At 63.7% G+C, this 17,311-nt stretch carries 21 protein-coding genes; 16 read left to right on the top strand and 5 right to left on the bottom strand.

What is annotated here, in order from left to right:
- Nucleotides 1-2: 2 nt before the first annotated feature.
- From V1292_RS03640 to V1292_RS03565, 16 genes are all read left to right on the top strand, one after another.
- On the top strand, nucleotides 3-443 hold the full coding sequence (locus V1292_RS03640) for a hypothetical protein (RefSeq protein WP_334376928.1): 441 nt from the start codon (nucleotides 3-5) through the stop codon (nucleotides 441-443).
- 83 nt (nucleotides 444-526) lie between these two features.
- Nucleotides 527-754 carry a hypothetical protein gene (locus V1292_RS03635; protein ID WP_334370351.1) on the top strand — a complete coding sequence of 76 codons (228 nt, stop codon included), beginning with the start codon at nucleotides 527-529 and terminating at the stop codon, nucleotides 752-754.
- Nucleotides 751-1,026: a type II toxin-antitoxin system RelE/ParE family toxin gene (locus V1292_RS03630; RefSeq protein ID WP_334370350.1), complete on the top strand. Its 276-nt coding sequence runs from the start codon at nucleotides 751-753 to the stop codon at nucleotides 1,024-1,026. Before V1292_RS03635 ends, V1292_RS03630 begins: the two co-directional genes overlap by 4 nt.
- A 186-nt stretch (nucleotides 1,027-1,212) precedes the next feature.
- Nucleotides 1,213-1,392, top strand: coding sequence for a hypothetical protein (locus tag V1292_RS03625; protein WP_334370349.1), 180 nt, complete (start codon nucleotides 1,213-1,215; stop codon nucleotides 1,390-1,392).
- Nucleotides 1,393-1,394: 2 nt separating this feature from the next.
- Entirely contained in the window at nucleotides 1,395-2,150 is a 756-nt protein-coding gene (locus V1292_RS03620; RefSeq protein ID WP_028350500.1) for a metal ABC transporter ATP-binding protein, read from the top strand.
- Entirely contained in the window at nucleotides 2,150-3,019 is an 870-nt protein-coding gene (locus V1292_RS03615) for a metal ABC transporter permease (protein WP_213289001.1), read from the top strand. Before V1292_RS03620 ends, V1292_RS03615 begins: the two co-directional genes overlap by 1 nt.
- A gap of 2 nt (nucleotides 3,020-3,021) precedes the next feature.
- A complete protein-coding gene (locus V1292_RS03610; protein ID WP_334370348.1) occupies nucleotides 3,022-3,891 on the top strand; it encodes a metal ABC transporter substrate-binding protein in 870 nt (289 codons plus the stop codon).
- A 54-nt stretch (nucleotides 3,892-3,945) separates the two neighbouring features.
- On the top strand, nucleotides 3,946-5,004 hold the full coding sequence (locus V1292_RS03605) for a CobW family GTP-binding protein (RefSeq protein WP_334370347.1): 1,059 nt from the start codon (nucleotides 3,946-3,948) through the stop codon (nucleotides 5,002-5,004).
- Between the two features lie 10 nt (nucleotides 5,005-5,014).
- Nucleotides 5,015-6,019 carry a WD40 repeat domain-containing protein gene (locus tag V1292_RS03600; RefSeq protein WP_334370346.1) on the top strand — a complete coding sequence of 335 codons (1,005 nt, stop codon included), beginning with the start codon at nucleotides 5,015-5,017 and terminating at the stop codon, nucleotides 6,017-6,019.
- Between the two features lie 129 nt (nucleotides 6,020-6,148).
- The gene (locus V1292_RS03595; RefSeq protein WP_334370345.1) at nucleotides 6,149-6,460 is read left to right on the top strand and encodes a hypothetical protein; all 312 of its coding nucleotides are present in this window, start codon (nucleotides 6,149-6,151) and stop codon (nucleotides 6,458-6,460) included.
- Nucleotides 6,461-6,691: 231 nt separating this feature from the next.
- Nucleotides 6,692-7,633: a dioxygenase family protein gene (locus V1292_RS03590; RefSeq protein ID WP_334370344.1), complete on the top strand. Its 942-nt coding sequence runs from the start codon at nucleotides 6,692-6,694 to the stop codon at nucleotides 7,631-7,633.
- A gap of 82 nt (nucleotides 7,634-7,715) precedes the next feature.
- The gene (locus tag V1292_RS03585) at nucleotides 7,716-8,960 is read left to right on the top strand and encodes an amino acid ABC transporter substrate-binding protein (RefSeq protein WP_334370343.1); all 1,245 of its coding nucleotides are present in this window, start codon (nucleotides 7,716-7,718) and stop codon (nucleotides 8,958-8,960) included.
- Between the two features lie 51 nt (nucleotides 8,961-9,011).
- Nucleotides 9,012-9,878, top strand: coding sequence for a branched-chain amino acid ABC transporter permease (locus tag V1292_RS03580; protein ID WP_245319730.1), 867 nt, complete (start codon nucleotides 9,012-9,014; stop codon nucleotides 9,876-9,878).
- Nucleotides 9,875-10,840 (top strand): branched-chain amino acid ABC transporter permease, encoded by a 966-nt coding sequence (locus tag V1292_RS03575; RefSeq protein ID WP_057841532.1) that lies wholly within the window; start codon nucleotides 9,875-9,877, stop codon nucleotides 10,838-10,840. Before V1292_RS03580 ends, V1292_RS03575 begins: the two co-directional genes overlap by 4 nt.
- Nucleotides 10,837-11,571: an ABC transporter ATP-binding protein gene (locus V1292_RS03570; RefSeq protein WP_334370342.1), complete on the top strand. Its 735-nt coding sequence runs from the start codon at nucleotides 10,837-10,839 to the stop codon at nucleotides 11,569-11,571. The genes V1292_RS03575 and V1292_RS03570 overlap by 4 nt, the downstream gene beginning before the upstream one ends.
- On the top strand, nucleotides 11,561-12,298 hold the full coding sequence (locus tag V1292_RS03565; protein ID WP_334370341.1) for an ABC transporter ATP-binding protein: 738 nt from the start codon (nucleotides 11,561-11,563) through the stop codon (nucleotides 12,296-12,298). Before V1292_RS03570 ends, V1292_RS03565 begins: the two co-directional genes overlap by 11 nt.
- 109 nt (nucleotides 12,299-12,407) lie before the next feature.
- Here V1292_RS03565 and V1292_RS03560 read toward each other — a convergent pair whose 3' ends face one another.
- The 5 genes from V1292_RS03560 to V1292_RS03540 all read right to left on the bottom strand — a co-directional run bounded on the left by V1292_RS03560 (nucleotide 12,408) and on the right by V1292_RS03540 (nucleotide 16,757).
- Nucleotides 12,408-12,635 carry a hypothetical protein gene (locus V1292_RS03560; protein ID WP_334370340.1) on the bottom strand — a complete coding sequence of 76 codons (228 nt, stop codon included), beginning with the start codon at nucleotides 12,633-12,635 and terminating at the stop codon, nucleotides 12,408-12,410.
- Between the two features lie 215 nt (nucleotides 12,636-12,850).
- Nucleotides 12,851-14,281 (bottom strand): homospermidine synthase, encoded by a 1,431-nt coding sequence (locus tag V1292_RS03555; RefSeq protein ID WP_334370339.1) that lies wholly within the window; start codon nucleotides 14,279-14,281, stop codon nucleotides 12,851-12,853.
- A 41-nt stretch (nucleotides 14,282-14,322) separates the two neighbouring features.
- Nucleotides 14,323-14,712, bottom strand: a complete 390-nt coding sequence (locus V1292_RS03550; RefSeq protein WP_334370338.1) for a RidA family protein — start codon at nucleotides 14,710-14,712, stop codon at nucleotides 14,323-14,325.
- Between the two features lie 174 nt (nucleotides 14,713-14,886).
- Complete coding sequence (locus tag V1292_RS03545) at nucleotides 14,887-15,492, bottom strand: GNAT family N-acetyltransferase (protein WP_334370337.1); 606 nt, start codon at nucleotides 15,490-15,492, stop codon at nucleotides 14,887-14,889.
- A gap of 122 nt (nucleotides 15,493-15,614) precedes the next feature.
- A complete protein-coding gene (locus tag V1292_RS03540) occupies nucleotides 15,615-16,757 on the bottom strand; it encodes a type III PLP-dependent enzyme (RefSeq protein ID WP_213288903.1) in 1,143 nt (380 codons plus the stop codon).
- Between the last annotated feature and the right edge of the window lie 554 nt (nucleotides 16,758-17,311).

Here is a 17,311-nt window from a genome sequence, read left to right as displayed (position 1 = left end):
TCATGGCCTGGCGGCGCGGCCGCGTCGTGCTGGTGTCGTCGGTGCGCGAAGGCTCGATGGACTTCATCAACATCGTGCCGCGCATTGCACTCGGCGTGATCGGCTCGGGCTATATCGCTGCCGTCATCCCGCCGGAAGTCATCACCGGCTGGCTCGGCCCCGACAGCGGCTGGCTCGGCGTGCTGACCGCGGTGATTGCGGGGGCGGCGACGCCCGGAGGCCCGGTGGTCGGTTTTTCGATCGGCGCGGTGGCGCTGAAAGTCGGCGGCGGCACGCCACAGGTGATCGCCTATGTCGTTGCCTGGGCGCTGTTCGCCTTTCAGCGCATGATCCTCTGGGAAATCCCGTTCATGCCGGCCCGCTTCGTCTGGTTTCGTGCCGCGGTGTCAGTGCCGTTTCCGTTTCTGGCGGCCGCCATCGCGATGATGATCGGCAAGCCGTGAGGGCAGGCGAGGCCGGCCACAAGGCTTTCAATGAGGAACCGAACTCATTATAGTTGCAGCATGACCCGCTTGATAGTTGCAGCATGACCCGCTTGCTCGAACAGGCCGTCAAGGCCGTTTCCGCTTTGCCAGATGAGGCGCAGGACGATCTCGCGCGAATTCTGCTGCAACTCGCAGGCGTGGACCAGCCGCCTTATGAGCTCACACCCGAGGAAGCTGCCGATCTTGATGCTTCGCTGGCCGAAGCCGCACGCGGTGAGTTCGCAACCGATGAAGAGGTCCGCGCCGTCTGGGCGAAGCATGGGCTGTGAAGGTCCGCTACACACGCCGGGCGCTCCGGCAGCTTGCCGAAATCCTCGACTACATTGATGCTCGTTCGCCACAGGGTGCAGACAACGTCAAGCGGCGACTCCAGGCCGTGATTGAACTGCTCGCAGATCACCCGAATTCCGGCCGTCTTACCAGCAAGAATGGCATCCGCAGGGCGGTGGCAAGACCCTATCCCTATCTGATTTTCTATCGGCCCGACACGACAGGGATTGTAATCCACGGGGTTCGGCATGCCGCCCGCAGATCGCGCTAAAGACGTCGATTTGCGTCCCCGTGAATTAAAGGGAGAAGCCGCAGCGTACTGGGTCCCCCGCCAGAGCCTCGGGCGCGCATTCGCGCGACCGTTGGCTGGGGACGACGGGCGAGGGCTTCCTAGAACACCGGTTTACGGCCGCTTCGCCTCGTGGACTTCCGTAATGTTATATTATAACGTCGATCCATGCCTCACTCCCACGACCACGCGCATCACGCTCACGCCCACAGCCACGGTCCGGCGACGCCGCATCCGGCGCAGGCCGCGCCCTGGTCGATCCTGCGGATGACCCTGTCAGCCCGCCTTGCCGCAGCGCTCGCCGTCAGCGTCGCTCTGTGGGCCGTTGTCCTGGTGGCGATGAGGTGAGCATGACCGCGCAGATAAAGTTTCGAAACGTCACCCTCGGCTACGATCGGCATCCGGCGGTGCATCACCTCAACGGCGAGGTCGCGCCGGGCGCGCTGATGGCAGTGATCGGGCCGAACGGCGCCGGCAAGTCGACGCTGTTCCGGGGGGTGGCCGGCATCCTCAAGCCGCTGTCCGGCGCGATTGGTCTCGGCGGTCTCGATAGCAGGGACATCGCCTATCTGCCGCAGAGCGTCGACATCGACCGCAGCTTTCCGATCTCGGTGTTCGATTTCGTCGGCAGCGGCTTGTGGCGTTCGACGGGCCCGTTCGGCGGCATCGGCAAGGCCGCGCGCGAGAAGATCCTGGCGGCGCTCGCCGCGGTCGGGCTCAACGGTTTCGAAAACCGCGCGATCGGCACGCTGTCCGGCGGGCAGATGCAGCGCATGCTGTTTGCGCGGGTGCTGCTGCAGGATTCGCGCCTCATCGTTTTGGATGAGCCGTTTAACGCCATCGACGCCAAAACCTCGGCGGACCTGATCGCGCTGGTCAGGCGCTGGCATGGCGAGGGGCGCACCGTGCTGGCGGCGCTGCACGATCTGGAGATGGTGCGAAGCCACTTCCCGGAAACCCTGCTGTTGGCGCGCGGGCCGGTTGCGTGGGGGCCGACCGCCGAAGTGCTGACACCGGAAAATCTGCTCGTGGCGATGAAGATGTGCGAAGCCTTCGACGACAGTGCCGCAGCTTGCGCCGCCGATATGCCATCACGGGCGGCCTGATGCTGTACGACGCGCTGTTCGCGCCCTTCATCGAATTCGAGTTCATGCGCCGCGCGCTCGCCGCCGTGATTGCGCTTGCGCTCGGCGCCGCGCCGATCGGCGTGTTCCTGATGCTGCGGCGGATGAGCCTGGTCGGCGACGCCATGGCGCATGCGATCCTGCCGGGCGCTGCGATCGGTTTCCTGGTCTCGGGATTGAATCTGTTCGCGATGACGACGGGCGGATTGATCGCGGGCTTTACCGTCGCGCTGCTCGCCGGCCTCGTCGCGCGCAACACCGAGCTGAAGGAAGACGCCTCGCTCGCAACGTTCTATCTGGTGTCGCTCGCGCTCGGCGTCACCATCGTTTCCATCAAGGGCACCAATATCGACCTGCTGCACGTGCTGTTCGGCAACATCCTCGCGATGGACGACCAGACGCTATTGGTGATCGCCTTCAACGCCACGATTACACTCCTGGTGATGGCGGTGATCTACCGTCCCCTCGTGATCGAATGCGTCGATCCGGTGTTCCTGCGCACCGTCTCTCGCGCCGGCGCGCCCGCGCATCTGGCGTTCCTGGCGCTGGTCGTCATCAACCTGGTCAACGGCTTTCACGCGCTCGGCACGCTCCTCGGCGTTGGCCTGATGATCCTGCCCGCCGGCATCGCCCGGTTCTGGTCGCGCGACATCACCGGCATGATCTGCATCGCGGTCGCAAGCGCGATTGTCTCGGGCTATGCCGGACTGGTGCTGTCGTTCCAGACGAAAATTCCTTCAGGCCCCGCGGTCATCCTGATCGCGGCGGTGCTGTATGTCGCATCGCTGTTGTTCGGCCCTGTCAGCGGTTTGGTCCGGCAGATGTTTCCCGGCCGTCATCTCGAGGCGTAGTCATGATCCGGTACTGGCTTATCGCTCTCGCCATGCTCGCGGTCGTCGGCCCGGCCCGCGCCGAGGACCGCCTCAACGTCGTTGCGAGCTTCTCAATCATCGGCGATTTCGTCCGCCAGGTCGGCGGCGATCGCGTCGAGGTCATGACGCTGGTCGGGCCCGACGGCGATGCGCATGTTTATGTGCCGGCACCGTCGGACGCCAAGCGGGTTGCGGGTGCAAGGCTTGTGTTCGTCAATGGTCTTGGGTTCGAGGGCTGGTTGTCACGGCTCGTCAAATCCGCCGGCGGAAAGGCGACCGTCGTAACCGCGACTACCGGCATTACGCCGCTCAAACTCGGCTCGGTAGCCGATCCTCATGCCTGGCAATCGGTTGCCAACGCCAAGATCTACGTGGCCAATATCCGCGACGCGCTGGTGGCCGCCGATTCCGCCAGTGCCGAAACCTTCAAGTCCAACGCCAGCGCCTATCTGGCGCAACTCGACGCATTGGACCGCGAGGTGCGCGAGACGGTCGCCAAAATTCCGGAAGGCCGTCGCAAGGTGATCTCGACCCACGGCGCGTTCGGTTATTTTGCCGCCGCCTACGGCATCGAATTCATTGCGCCGGTCGGCGTATCGACCGAATCCGAGGCCAGCGCCCGCGATGTCGCAAAGATCATCACCCAGATCAGGGCGACCAAAATACCGGCAGTTTTTCTCGAAAATATCAGCGATCCCCGCCTGATGGGCCGGATATCGGCCGAGACCGGCGCCAGGGTCGGCGGAACGCTCTATTCCGACAGCTTGACCGGCGAAAAGGGCGATTCTCCCACTTACATTGCGATGGTCAGGCACAATATAAAGGCCCTGACCAGCGCGCTGAGCCCATAGGGCAGGGGCCTCCCTGCTGCCGGTGCGTAAAACCATTTCCGCTCCGGAGCCATTATGTCTGAACTTTCGTCCCAAAAAATTCCAGTGACCGTGCTGACGGGTTATCTCGGCGCCGGCAAGACCACGCTGCTCAACCGCATCCTGTCGGAAAACCACGGCAAGAAGTACGCCGTCATCGTCAATGAATTCGGCGAGATCGGCATCGACAACGACCTCATCATCGGCGCCGATGAGGAAGTGTTCGAGATGAACAATGGCTGCATCTGCTGCACTGTGCGCGGCGACCTCGTCCGCATCATGGATGGTTTGATGAAGCGCAAGGGCAAGTTCGACGCCATCATCGTCGAGACCACGGGGCTGGCCGATCCAGCGCCGGTGGCGCAGACCTTCTTCGTCGACGAAGACGTGCAGAAGAACGCGCGGCTCGACGCGGTCGTCACCGTAGCCGACGCCAAATGGCTGAGCGATCGTCTCAAGGATGCGCCGGAAGCCAAGAACCAGATCGCGTTCGCCGACGTCATCGTGCTGAACAAAACCGACCTCGTCTCCAAACCGGAATTGGCCGAAGTCGAGGCCCGAATTCGCGGCATCAACCCATATGCAAAGCTGCACCGCGCCGAGCGATGCAAGGTCGCGCTATCCGACGTGCTGGAGCGCGGCGCGTTCGATCTCGATCGCATTCTGGAGATCGAGCCGGAATTCCTCGACGCCGGCGACGATCATCACCACCACGATCATGATCATCATCATGATCATGACCATCATCACAACGATCACAGCCACAGCCATGGCGGATTGAAGCACTACCACGACGAGGAAATGCAATCGCTGTCGCTGCGGTCGGACAAGCCGCTCGACCCGACCAAATTCATGCCGTGGCTGCAAAACCTCGTTGCCACCGAGGGCCAGAAGATTTTGCGCTCGAAAGGCATCCTCTCCTTCACCGACGACGACGATCGTTATGTGTTCCAGGGCGTGCACATGATGCTGGAAGGCGATCATCAGCGGCAATGGAAGGAAGGCGAGCCGCGCGAAAGCCGCGTCGTCTTCATCGGCCGCGAGTTGCCGGAAAAGACGATCCGCGAAGGTTTCGAAAGCTGCATTGTTGCGTGAGACGGAAATCATGTCTTCCGAACAGCTCACCATTGCATCCCTGACCGACCGCGTGAAATCCGTCGCGGTCGGTGCTCCCGTCTCCGCCGTGCATTTCCTCGGCGAGCGCGCTGCCTTCGTGTGTGCCGAGGAAAAAGTCGCAATCGCCGATGCCACCGGCGAAATCTCCCATGTGGTCGTGCACGGCGGCGCCATCCTCTGCACAGCGTCCGATGGCAAGCGCGTCGTCACCGGTGGCGACGACGGCAAGCTCGTTGCATTGAATGCAAAGGGTGAGACGTCGGTGCTTGCGACCGACGCAAAGCGGCGCTGGATCGACAATGTCGCGCTGCATCCCGATGGCGCGTTTGCCTGGTCGGCTGGCAAGACGGCGTTCGTCCGCAGCGGCAAGGGCGAGGAGAAGACTTTTGATGCGCCGTCGACCGTGGGCGGCCTCGCCTTCGCGCCAAAAGGCCTGCGCGTGGCGGTCGCCCATTACAACGGCGTGACGCTGTGGTTTCCCAACATGGCGGCGAAGCCGGAATTTTTGGAATGGGCCGGCTCGCACCTCGCCGTCACCTTCAGCCCCGACAACAAATTCCTGGTCACCGCCATGCATGAGCCGGCGCTGCATGGCTGGCGGCTCGCCGATATCAGGCACATGCGGATGAGCGGCTATCCCGGCCGCGTCCGCTCGATGTCGTGGAGCGCCGGCGGCAAGGGGCTCGCCACGTCGGGTGCGGACAGCGTGATCATCTGGCCGTTCGCCAGCAAGGACGGTCCGATGGGCAAGGAGCCTGCGATGCTGGCGCCGCTGCAGGCGCGCGTTTCCATGGTCGCCTGTCATCCGAAGCAGGACATCATGGCCTCAGGCTATAGTGACGGCACCGTGCTGATCGTGCGGCTCGAGGACGGCGCGGAAATTCTGGTGCGCCGCAACGGCAGCGAGCCGGTCTCGGCGCTGGCCTGGAACGCGAAGGGCACGCTGCTGGCCTTCGGCACCGAGGACGGCGACGCCGGGATGCTGGAATTCTAGGCGTCTCGGACAGGTACCAAGCAGGTTCCCCGCGGAACTATGCGCCTTGCCGGCCGTTGAGCCCACGAACCATTTCGTGGGTCGAACGATATGCCTGCCGATGCTCGTCAGCGCAAATACCGAAGGGAAATGCTTGGCGCGTCCACGCTGATCGCGGTCGGGCTAATCATTTCGGCGTTGTCGCTGAGCGAGATCGTGGCGCGCGATTCCCAGCACGTCGCGCAGGCGACACCGCCAACGCAATCGACGCCAGACGCGGAAACGAAACCGCCCGCGCCGCCTGCGCCGTCCGAACCGGGCACAACCGGGCAAAGGCCATCAGACGTTCCGCCGCAGCCGGCCCGTCCCGACCCGGAAGCGCAGAAGTCGGGCGCTCAGCCCGCGCTGCCGCCGGCGCCGGCGGAGAAGACTGCACCGCCGATACGCGAAAAGGAAAAATGATCCCACTGCCGTTGCGCCAATTGTGCAATCGCAAAATCGTGGGCTGAAGCCGGCCGCGCTCGTTCGATGCGCAAATGTGTGGGCCATGTGACCCTGTTCGCCCGTATCAATTCGTAGGAGAGGGCGCAGGCCTCGCCTTCGAACGCCTTGTGTTGATCCCCAACAAGCGGTTAGGCTTGCTGCAAAACAGCCGGCAGGTCGAATAACAGCCGGCAGCTCAGGGAGTGACGCATGCGTGAGTTAACGCCGGAAACGATCACGGACGCCGTGCTCGACCAGATGGCGACGACGCCTGACCCTCGTCTGAAGGAGATCATGGCATCGGCGGTAAAGCATCTCCATGCCTTCGCCCGCGAGGTCAACCTGACGCCCGCGGAATGGATCAAGGGCATCGAATTCATGACTGCCGCCGGCAAGATGTGTTCGCCGGAACGGCAGGAATTCATCCTGCTATCCGATACGCTCGGCCTCTCGGCGCTCGTCAACGGACTGCACGACGCAACCGCGCTCGAGGAAGCCACCCACACCAGTCTGCTTGGCCCGTTCTACCGCGAGGCCACGCCGACGCTTGCAGCCGGCAGTTCGATCGCCAAGAACCCGAAGCCCGGCAGCGAGTGCGTGTTGTATGGCCGCGTCACCGATGCCGCGGGCAAACCGGTCGCGGGCGCCACCGTCTCGATCTGGCAGACCGGCGCCGATGGCCTCTATGACATCCAGGCCAGCGCGACCTCGGTCGACTACCGCGGTGTGTTCGCCACCGATGCCGATGGCCTCTATGTGCTGCGCACCGTCAAGCCGCTCGGCTATTCGATCCCGATGGATGGCCCGGTCGGCGCGATGGTGAAGGCGCAGGCGCGGCATGGCATGCGGCCGGCGCATATTCACTTCCTGGTCGGCGCAGCCGGTTATCGCGAACTGGTCACGGCGCTCTATCTGCGCGACGATCCCCATCTGGCCGATGATGTCGTGTTCGGCTCGTCGGGCGATCTTGCCGTCGACGTCGTGGCCAATGATCCGGGCTGCCCGATCAAGGGCATGCCGAGCATCCGCTTCGACATGCGGTTGTCGCGCGAAAGTGCCGCCGACAAGACCAGTGGGCGCGTCGGCGCCGATCCGTCGGCGATCATGAAACAAGCCAAAAGCGAACCGGCTCCGGCGGGTGCCGGCGGCTAGCCCGAGACTGACACGATCCACTTCACCGCAGCCGGGCGAAGATCCGGCGGACGCAGAAATACAACGACATAAGGGGGAAGCGATGAAACGCAGAACATTCCTGGGCGGCGCAATGGCCGTCGCGGTGGTAGGGCACGGGTCGAGCGCTCTTGCCCAGCAGCCGCCGATCAAGATCGGCATGTCGATGCCGCAGACCGGCGGCCTCGCCGGCGGCGGCAAGGCGTCGTTGCTCGGCATCGAGATCTGGCGCGACGACATCAATGCCAAGGGTGGGCTGCTCGGCCGCAAGGTCGAACTGGTCGTCTATGACGACAAGTCGAGCGCATCGGAGACGCCCGCGATCTACGCCAAGCTGGTCGACGTCGACAAGGTCGACCTGCTGTTCGCGCCCTATGCAACGGTACCGACCGCGCCGATCATGCCGTTCGTCAAGCAGCGCGGCCTCTTGTTGATGGGGAATTTCTCGTTCCAGGTGAACAGCAAGGTCGGCCACGACATGTGGTTCAACAATGCACCCTGGGGGCCGGCCGATAGCTGGGCGGCTTCGTTCCTCGACCTGGCGCAAAAGGCCGGCGGCAAGAACATGGCGCTATTGACGGCGGATCAGGAATTCGCGCAGAACCTCGCGCTCACCGCGCGGGACGTCGCCAGGAAGCGCAATATCCCGATCGTTTTCGACCAGGTCTACCCGCCGAACACGGTTGAATTTTCGTCCATCATTCGCGCGCTGAAAGCGGCCAAGCCCGACATCGTCTATGTCGCGTCCTATCCGCCCGATTCGGCCGGCATCCTGCGCGCCGTGAACGAGATCGGGATCGGCGACAGCGTCAAGATTTTCGGCGGCGGCATGGTCGGTCTGCAATTTGCCGCTGTGATGTCGAACCTCGGCTCGCTGCTCAACGGCGTCGTGAACTACAATACCTGGCTGCCGGAAAAGAGCATGTATTTCGACGGCACCAAGGAATTTTTCGACAAATACACCAAGCGCGCCGTCGAGGCCAAGGTCGATCCGCTCGGCTACTATCTGGCGCCGTTCGGCTATGCGATGGGCCAGATGATCGAGGCGGCGGTCGGCGCGACCAAGTCGCTCGACCAGAAGGGCATCGCGAAATACCTGCGCGAGAACGAGCACAAGACCATCGTCGGCCCGATCGCTTTTTCGGCCGATGGCGAGCGCAAGGAAACCGCGACGCTGCAGGCCCAGTTCCGCGGTGTGAAGGACAAGGATATCGAACAGTTCCGCTCCTCCGGCAAGCAGGTGATTCTATTTCCTGATAAATTGAAAACCGGAGAGCTCATCACTCCCTTCGAGGCTGGCCGAAACTAGGCCTCGTGGCTTTTCCGGCTCAGGGCCAAGGGGGGACTTGAATTGCTTTCGATGGACCTGCTGCTTGGGGCAGTAGTGCTTGGCGTGCTGCTCGGCTGTTTCTATGCAGCCGTCAGCGTTGGCTTGTCCGTTTCGTTCGGCTTGCTCGACGTTCCCCACGTCGCGCATCCGGCGTTCCTGGTGCTGGCGTCCTATGGCGTGTACCAGCTCAACGAGAGCTACGACATCGACCCGCTGCTGGCGGGCCTCGCCATCACGCCGCTGTTCTTCCTGTTCGGCCTGCTCGCCTACCGCGTCTACTACGAAACCTTCGAGCGGCGCGGCAGCGACGCGGCCGTCCGTGGCATTGCGTTCTTCTTCGGCATCGCCTTCATCATCGAGGTGTTGATCATCCTGCAATTCGGCGTCGACCAGCGCTCGGTTTCCGCGACCTATATCGGCAAGTCGTGGCGGTTCGGCGAGTTTCGGATACCGATCCGGCAACTGGTGGCGTTCGCGGTGGCGCTGGCGCTGACGGTGCTGCTTGCCGTGTATCTGTCGAAGACCTTCATGGGCCGCGCGATCCGCGCGGTCGCGCAGGACGAGGAGGCGCTGCGGCTGATGGGCGCCAATCCGGTCCGCATCAAGCAATTTGCCTTCGGCATCGCCACCGCCGTGCTTGGCATCGCCGGCGCGCTGCTGATCATCGTGGCGCCGGTCGAGCCGACGCTGGATCGCGCCTATATCGGGCGGACCTTCTGCGTCGTCGTCATGGCCGGGCTCGGCAGCATCAGCGGCACGCTGATCGCCGCCATCATCCTCGGCGTCGCCGAATCCATCGTGCTGACGTTGTTCGGAGCCTCCTGGGCGCCGGCGATCTCGTTCGCAATGCTGCTCGGCGTGCTCGCCGTCCGGCCGCAAGGTCTGCTCGGCCGATGAACAAGCGCAGCCACAGCATCGCATTCTGGGCCGCCGTCGCCGTCTTCCTGGTCGCCGTGTTGTCGATGACGCAGATCGTCCGCAACGAATATCCGTTTTTTGCCGGCTACGTGATCCTGCAGTTTATCGCGCTTGCGGTTGCCTGGAGCATCCTCGGCGGCTATGCCGGCTACGTCAATTTCGGCACCAACGCCTTTTTCGGCGTCGGCGTCTACACGGCGGTAGCCCTGTTCAAGGCGACAGGCGCGCCGCTCGTGGTGCAGATCGCAGCCGCCGCCGTCGTCGGCATGACGCTCGGCTTTGGCGTTGGCCTCCTCACGTTGCGGATGCGCGGCATCTTCTTCTCGATCGCGACGATTGCGCTAGCGATCATCATCGAGACCTTTGTGATGAACTGGCGGTTCGTCGGTGGCGCGGCCGGCATCCAGATCCAGCGGCCGCCGGTGATGGCGCCGTTCGACAGCTATGTGAAGATGCTGTTTTTCGTGCAGGCCGTCCTGGTCGTCATCGCAATCGCGATCGCGCGCTACGTTCAGAATTCCCGGATCGGCCGCGGCCTGCAGGCGCTCAGGGACGATGAGCTCGCGGCCGAATGCACGGGCGTGCCGACGCTGAAATTGAAGCTGATCGCCTGCATGATCTCGGGCGCCCTGATTTCCGCAGCCGGCGCGCCCGCCGCCATGTACCTGCAATATGCCGATCCATCCTCGGCGTTCAACCTGAGCTACTCGGTCTCGGCGCTGGCGATGGCGCTGATCGGCGGCACCGCACACTGGATCGGCCCGGTGCTAGGGGCCATCCTGCTCGGCTCGACGCAGCAGCTCCTCGCCGTGACCATCTCCTCGGAGGTCAACGTGCTGGTGCTCGGCATCATGCTGGTGCTGTTCGTGGTCGGCGCGCCAAAGGGCATCATTGGGCTGTTGCGGCCGCGCTACCGTCTGCGCGCGGGAGGCAAGCAATGAATACAGCAGCCCTCGACGCACCCCTGCTGCAGGTGGGGACTCTGACAAAGACCTTCGGCGGCTTCACCGCGCTCGACAATATCAGCGTCGATATCCGAAAGGGCGAACGGTTCGGCCTGATCGGCCCGAACGGCTCGGGCAAGACCACGCTGATCAACTGCATCTCCGGGGCGTTGAAGCCGCAGGTCGGAAGCGTGGTGTTCTGCGGCGAGGACATCACGCAATTGCCGCCGCACTTACGCGCGCGCCGCGGCATCGCCCGCAGCTTCCAGATTCCGCGGCCGTTCAGGAGCATGACGGTGCTGGAAAACCTCATGGTCGGGCTCGACTTCGCTGCCGCGGGTTCAGCCGCGGCGGAGGAAGAAATCGCGATGTCGATCCTGACGCGGATGGGGCTGGCCTCGAAAGCCGGCGCCGCGAGCGATACGCTGAGCCAGGTGGAGCTGCGCAAGATGGAGCTCGCCCGCGCGATGGCCGTGCGTCCGAAGCTTTTGATTTCGGACGAGGCGATGGCCGGGCTGTCGTCTTCCGAAGTCGATGAGGTGCTGGATCTGCTGATCAGTCTTGGCGACGAAGACATCACCATCATCATGATCGAGCACATCATGCAGGCGGTGATGCGCTTTTCGGAACGGGTGATGTGTCTCGACGCGGGAAAAATCATCGCGCTCGGCGCACCCAGCGAGGTGATGGCCAACAAGCGGGTGCAGGAGGCCTATCTTGGCACTTAGCCTTGCCATCGAAGGCCTCGATGCTGGCTACGGGGCCGTCAAGGCGCTGCGCGGCGTCACGCTGCATGTCGAGGCCGGCGAGACCGTGGCCTTGCTCGGCACCAACGGCAACGGCAAGAGCACGCTGATGAAGTGCGTCATGGGCCTGGTGCGCCCGGATAGCGGCCGGCTTGCGCTGTCGATCGACGGCGTGGCGCATGACCTGACAAAGCTCTCGCCCGAGGCGATCGTCGATCTCGGCGTGGCGCTGGTGCCGGAGGGGCGGCGGCTGTTTCCCAAGCTGACGGTGACGGAAAACCTGATGCTCGGCGCGTTCAGGAAAATGGCCCGCAGCGTCATCCAGCAGAATCTCACACTCGTCTTCGACACCTTTCCGGTGCTGAAGGAGCGGCGCAGCCAACTCGCCGGCACCATGTCCGGCGGACAGCAGCAGATGCTGGCGATTGCGCGCGCGCTGATGTCGTCGCCGCGGCTATTGCTGATCGATGAGCCGTCGGTCGGGCTGTCGCCGCTATTGGTGTCGCAGACCATTGCGAAGATCGGCGAGCTCAAGCAGCGCGTCGGCCTGACGGTGCTGATGGCGGAGCAGAATTTCAACCAGGCGATCCGGATCGCCGACCGCGGCTACATCATCGTTCACGGCGAGATCGCGGTGGCTGCGCAGTCGGTCGATGAATTGAAGGCCAACGATATCGTCAAGCGGCTCTATCTCGGTGGCGTCGCGTAGAGCCTTTCGGTTCTGATTGAATCAGAACCGGGCTCTAGATTCTTGTTTGACGCATTTTCTTGACGCGAACCGATGTCCACTTCGCTTGAAAACGCTCTGAGCCATACGATTATTGTGCGCCCCTGAGCGTGCAGGCGGTCGAGCAGGTCGTCATGACGCCGCGCTCGCAGGCGATGCACACAGCGACGCACTGCTTCTTGTCCTTGGGATTGTACTGGCTGAAAAGCTTGCGGGCGCAATTGTCGATCGAGCCCGTGACGTCAGCATAGCTGCCGCTCTCGGGCGTGCACGACGCCAGCGCCGCCGCTGACAGCACGATGGCAATGATGCTGCGCATGTTGCTCGCTCCATCGAGGGAGCCGCCGCTCTAAAAACCTTGGGCGACGGCCCAGGGCCCTCGCAGAAATCACCGCTCAGGATGGCGCGATTGGATTAATCGACTGTTACACGGCGCCGGGTTCCCCGTGCGTAGTTCTACGCCGGTCGAGGCCGTGGAAGAACAATGTGCGCTGCAGCGGGGGAGCTGCAGCGCCTGTGTTCTGTGTTGCGGTGTTACCGCACCAGCACGTTCCTGAACTGCCAGGGATCCGACGTGTCGATATCCTCCGGGAACAGGCCGGGCCGGTCCGACAGCGGCGTCCAGTCGGTGTAAAATCCCTTCACCGGGCCGAGATACGGCATCTGGATTTCCAGGCAGCGGCGGAAATCCATCTCGTCGGCCTCGACGATGCCGGCCTCGGGGTTTTCCAGCGCCCACACCATGCCGGCCAGCACGGCCGAGGACACCTGCAGGCCGGTGGCGTTCTGGTAGGGCGCGATGCGGCGGGTTTCCTCGATCGAGAGCTGCGAGCCGTACCAATAGGCGTTCTTGCCGTGGCCGTAGACCAGCACGCCGAGCTCGTCGATGCCGTCCTCGATCTCGTTCTCGTCGAGGATGTGCCACTTCGGCTGCATCTTGCCGGTTGCGCCGAACATCTCGTGCAGCGACAGCACGGCGTCATTCGCCGGGTGGTAGGCGTAATGGCAGGTCGGGCGGTAGACCACCTTCGTTCCATCGCGCACCGTGAAATAATCCGCGATCGAGATCGACTCGTTATGGGTGACAAGGAAGCCGTACTGCGCGCCTGGCGTCGGGCACCAGGAGCGGACGCGCGTGTTGGCACCGGGCTGCAAGAGATAGATCGCCGCGCCACAGCCCTCGGTGTGCTGCCGGCCGTTGTCCGGCATCCATTTCTCATGCGTGCCCCAGCCGAGCTCGGCCGGCTGCATGCCTTCGGAGACGAAGCCTTCGACCGACCAGGTGTTGACGAACATGTTCATCAGCTTCGGCTTCTTGGAACGCTGCGTGTCGCGCTCGGCAATGTGGATGCCCTTGACGCCGAGTTTTTGCGCGAGCTGGCCCCAGCCTTCGCGGCTCTTCGGCTCATTGACCTCAACGCCGGTGTCGCGGGCGATGTCGAGCAGCGCCTGCTTGACGAACCAGGACACCATGCCGGGATTGGCGCCGCAGGTGGAGACCGCGGTGGTGCCGCCCGGGCTCTTGTGCTTGGCCGCCAGCAGCGTCTCGCGCAGCGCATAATTGGAGCGCCTCTCGGGGCCAATCGCCTTGTCGAAATAGAAGCCGTGCCACGGCTCCACGACGGTATCGATGTAGAGCGCGCCGATCTCGCGGCACAGCGTCATGATGTCGACGGACGAGGTATCGACCGACAGGTTGACGCAAAAGCCCTGGCCGCCGCCGGCGGTCAGTAGCGGCACCAAGACCTCGCGGTAATTGTCGCGGGTCACCGCCTGCTTGATGAAGCGCACGCCGTGCTGCTTGGCCAGTTCGCCATCCTCATGCGGGTCGATGATGACGAAACGCGACTTGTCATAATCGAAATGGCGTTCGATCAGGGGCAGCGTGCCCTTGCCGATCGAGCCGAAGCCGATCATGACGATCGGGCCGGAAATTTTCGCATGGATTGGCGCGGACGGGCTCATAAGTGGGTCTCCGGAAAAATTACGATGTGTCTTGAAGGGGATTAGGCGGTGCGGCGCTTCGCCGTCACTTCGATCTCGATCTTCATCTCGGGCTTGTAGAGGCCAGCGACTACCAGCAGGGTCGTGGCCGGACGGATCTCGCCGAAGACTTCGCCGCAGACCGCAAAGAAGGCGTCCGCATCGGCAATGTCGGTGATGTAGTAGGTCGCGCGGACGATGTCGGCCATCGCAAAGCCGCCTTCCTTGAGCGCCGCCTCGATGTTGTCAAAGCAGTTGCGGGCCTGGCTCGTGATATCGGCCGGAATGACCATGGTCTTGTAGTCGTAGCCGGTGGTGCCGGCGACGAAGGCGAAATCGCCGTCGATGACGGCGCGGCTGTAGCCGGCGGTCTTCTCGAACGGCGAGCCGGTGGAAATCAGGCGGCGGGGCATCGGAACCTCGATCTTGGGAACGATCCTGGGAATGATCCGGCGGCGGGATGGGCGCGGTTTAAGGGCTTTTCCCCTGCGCGCGCAACCCCTGGCGACGTCACTGGGAATGCCGGGTGAAGTCGGAGGCCGGCGGCGCGCCGGCGCTCCAACGACGCACGAGAATGTCGCTGACGATCAGGCCACGCGCGGCAGGAGCAAGGTCTTCGCCTTCCTGGCCCGCACTGCCTTTGTTTGCGGCAAGCGTGCACCGGTCGGAACGATCATGCCGCAGGCGCCGTCAAGCGCGCCTTCGCAAAACTCCAGGCCGAGCAGGCGGTTGCGCTCGAAGGCGCCTGGCAGCGACAGCTCGCCAGTCTTCGCGGCCGAGAAGCCGAAGCGGGCGTAGTACGGCGCATCGCCCAGCAGGACTACCGCGCGATGGCCACGCGCCTTCGCCGCCGCGAGCGCGTGGTCCATCAGCGCAGCCCCGACCCCGAACTGGCGGGAGGATGCCTCCACCGCCAGCGGGCCGAGCATGAGCGCCGGGATGCCCCCGGCGCTGACGTGCCACAACCGCAACGTACCGACCAGCCGGCCCTTGCTCACGGCCGAAAGGCTGAGGCCTTCGGCGGGCGCGCGTCCGTCGCGCAGGCGCTGGCAGGCGCGCATATGGCGGTTGTCGCCAAAGCAGGCATCCAGCAGCGCCTCGCGCGCAGCGACGTCCGATGCTCGCTCCGCACGGATCGCGAACGGAGTGGCGTTCGGGGTGAGGGCAACAGTGGTCTTCCGCAAAGCAGTCATGGCACGTCAGTCCCCGCTCGCAACGGCGATCAAGCCGCGCAAAGCGTTGTCATTGATTGGCAATGTCAGGGGAGGGAGCCGGCGCACCGGCTCCCGTTACTCGAGCCTCGAAAAGAGGCAGCTCAGATGTGGTAGGTCCTGAGCGGCGGGATGCCGTTGAACGCCACCGACGAGTAAGTCGACGTGTAGGCCCCGGTGCCTTCGATCAACAGCTTGTCGCCAATCTCGAGCGTCACCGGAAGCGGGTACGGCATCTTCTCGTACAGCACGTCGGCGCTGTCGCAGGTGGGCCCCGCGAGCACGCACGGCGTCATCTCCGCGCCGTCATGCGGCGTGCGGATGGCGTAGCGGATCGACTCGTCCATCGTCTCGGCGAGACCGCCGAACTTGCCGATGTCGAGATACACCCAGCGCACCTCGTCCTCGTCGCTCTTCCTGGAGATCAGGACGACTTCGGTCTCGATGATGCCGGCGTTGCCGACCATGCCGCGGCCCGGCTCGATGATGGTCTCCGGGATCTGGTTGCCGAAGTGCTTGCGCAGCGCACGGAAGATCGACCGGCCGTACTGCACGACCGGAGGAACGTCCTTGAGGTACTTGGTCGGGAAGCCGCCGCCCATGTTGACCATGGACAGGTTGATCCCGCGCTCCGCGCAGTCCCGGAACACCGTCGAGGCCATCGCCAGCGCACGGTCCCACGCCTTCACCTTGCGCTGCTGCGAGCCGACATGGAACGAGATGCCGACCGGCTCCAGCCCCAGGCGCTTGGCGAGGTCGAGCACCTCGACCGCCATCTCCGGGTCGCAGCCGAACTTCCGCGACAGCGGCCATTCGGCGCCGGCGCAGTCATAGAGGATGCGGCAGAACACTTTTGCGCCGGGAGCGGCGCGCGCGATCTTCTCGACTTCGGCTGCGCAGTCGACCGCGAACAGGCGAATGCCGAGCGCGAAGGCGCGCGCGATGTCGCGCTCCTTCTTGATCGTGTTGCCATAGGAGATGCGGTCCGGCGTCGCACCGGCAGCCATCGCCATTTCGATTTCGGCAACGGTTGCGGTGTCGAAGCAGGAGCCCATGGAGGCGAGCAGCGACAGCACTTCGGGGGCCGGATTGGCCTTCACCGCGTAGAACACGCGACTGTCGGGCAGCGCCTTGGCAAAGGTCTGGTAGTTGTCGCGCACGACCTCGAGGTCGACGACGAGGCACGGCTCGGTGTCCTGGCCCTCGCTGCGGCGGTTACGCAGGAATTCCTGAATACGTTCGGTCATAGCACCCTCCAAACGGCCTTTGCGACAAGGTCCCGTTCAAATTTGATCTCGGACGTGAGTGCTTTGGCGTTGCCGCACGATGGAGACGCGACGAAGCCTCGAACTCAAGAACCGAATTGTGCTGCCGTGGATTGGTTGGGAATTTTCCCGCCCGCACACCTGGCAATGAAGGACAAGCCTTTTCAGTAGCCCGCGCCGGCGGTGGAATGCCGGTAGAGACCAAAAAAGCCCGATCCGTCGTTGCTTTAAGTCGCGTCCCCCGTTGAGAGCGGGGTGCGCCGGTTCGCCTCCGGCTGCCAGTCACGGTTGCAAAAGATGGAGAGACCTTCAACGGCATCTCTTGAGAGAGATGCTGGCCACTCGAACAGGAGCGACCCTCGGTTCTTCATCCCTTGGCGGCTGTCCGGCCTCTTGTCCGGATACCTACCGACTGACACACGACCACAGGCACGTGCGAAATTGGGCAAGGCTGGAAATAAGACTTTTGATTCTGCTGCGCAAGAATTTTTTTAGGCTGGGGACAAATTTCCCCGACGTGTGCTTACGAAAGCGTT

The sequence above is a fragment of the Bradyrhizobium sp. AZCC 1719 genome (assembly GCF_036924525.1).
Classification (GTDB): domain Bacteria; phylum Pseudomonadota; class Alphaproteobacteria; order Rhizobiales; family Xanthobacteraceae; genus Bradyrhizobium.
The sequence above is the reverse complement of the archived record's forward strand: the minus strand, read 5'-3'. Positions and strand labels throughout refer to the sequence as shown.

Excerpts from the sequence above, each read along its gene's own strand:
- V1292_RS03640 (WP_334376928.1), top strand. The coding sequence starts at position 3 with ATGGCCTGGCGGCGCGGCCGCGTCGTGCTGGTGTCGTCGGTGCGCGAA.
- V1292_RS03635 (WP_334370351.1), top strand. The coding sequence starts at position 527 with ATGACCCGCTTGCTCGAACAGGCCGTCAAGGCCGTTTCCGCTTTGCCA.
- V1292_RS03625 (WP_334370349.1), top strand. The coding sequence starts at position 1,213 with ATGCCTCACTCCCACGACCACGCGCATCACGCTCACGCCCACAGCCAC.
- V1292_RS03620 (WP_028350500.1), top strand. The coding sequence starts at position 1,395 with ATGACCGCGCAGATAAAGTTTCGAAACGTCACCCTCGGCTACGATCGG.
- V1292_RS03615 (WP_213289001.1), top strand. The coding sequence starts at position 2,150 with ATGCTGTACGACGCGCTGTTCGCGCCCTTCATCGAATTCGAGTTCATG.
- V1292_RS03610 (WP_334370348.1), top strand. The coding sequence starts at position 3,022 with ATGATCCGGTACTGGCTTATCGCTCTCGCCATGCTCGCGGTCGTCGGC.
- V1292_RS03605 (WP_334370347.1), top strand. The coding sequence starts at position 3,946 with ATGTCTGAACTTTCGTCCCAAAAAATTCCAGTGACCGTGCTGACGGGT.
- V1292_RS03600 (WP_334370346.1), top strand. The coding sequence starts at position 5,015 with ATGTCTTCCGAACAGCTCACCATTGCATCCCTGACCGACCGCGTGAAA.
- V1292_RS03595 (WP_334370345.1), top strand. The coding sequence starts at position 6,149 with ATGCTTGGCGCGTCCACGCTGATCGCGGTCGGGCTAATCATTTCGGCG.
- V1292_RS03590 (WP_334370344.1), top strand. The coding sequence starts at position 6,692 with ATGCGTGAGTTAACGCCGGAAACGATCACGGACGCCGTGCTCGACCAG.
- V1292_RS03585 (WP_334370343.1), top strand. The coding sequence starts at position 7,716 with ATGAAACGCAGAACATTCCTGGGCGGCGCAATGGCCGTCGCGGTGGTA.
- V1292_RS03580 (WP_245319730.1), top strand. The coding sequence starts at position 9,012 with ATGGACCTGCTGCTTGGGGCAGTAGTGCTTGGCGTGCTGCTCGGCTGT.
- V1292_RS03575 (WP_057841532.1), top strand. The coding sequence starts at position 9,875 with ATGAACAAGCGCAGCCACAGCATCGCATTCTGGGCCGCCGTCGCCGTC.
- V1292_RS03570 (WP_334370342.1), top strand. The coding sequence starts at position 10,837 with ATGAATACAGCAGCCCTCGACGCACCCCTGCTGCAGGTGGGGACTCTG.
- V1292_RS03560 (WP_334370340.1), bottom strand. The coding sequence starts at position 12,635 with ATGCGCAGCATCATTGCCATCGTGCTGTCAGCGGCGGCGCTGGCGTCG.
- V1292_RS03555 (WP_334370339.1), bottom strand. The coding sequence starts at position 14,281 with ATGAGCCCGTCCGCGCCAATCCATGCGAAAATTTCCGGCCCGATCGTC.
- V1292_RS03550 (WP_334370338.1), bottom strand. The coding sequence starts at position 14,712 with ATGCCCCGCCGCCTGATTTCCACCGGCTCGCCGTTCGAGAAGACCGCC.
- V1292_RS03545 (WP_334370337.1), bottom strand. The coding sequence starts at position 15,492 with ATGACTGCTTTGCGGAAGACCACTGTTGCCCTCACCCCGAACGCCACT.
- V1292_RS03540 (WP_213288903.1), bottom strand. The coding sequence starts at position 16,757 with ATGACCGAACGTATTCAGGAATTCCTGCGTAACCGCCGCAGCGAGGGC.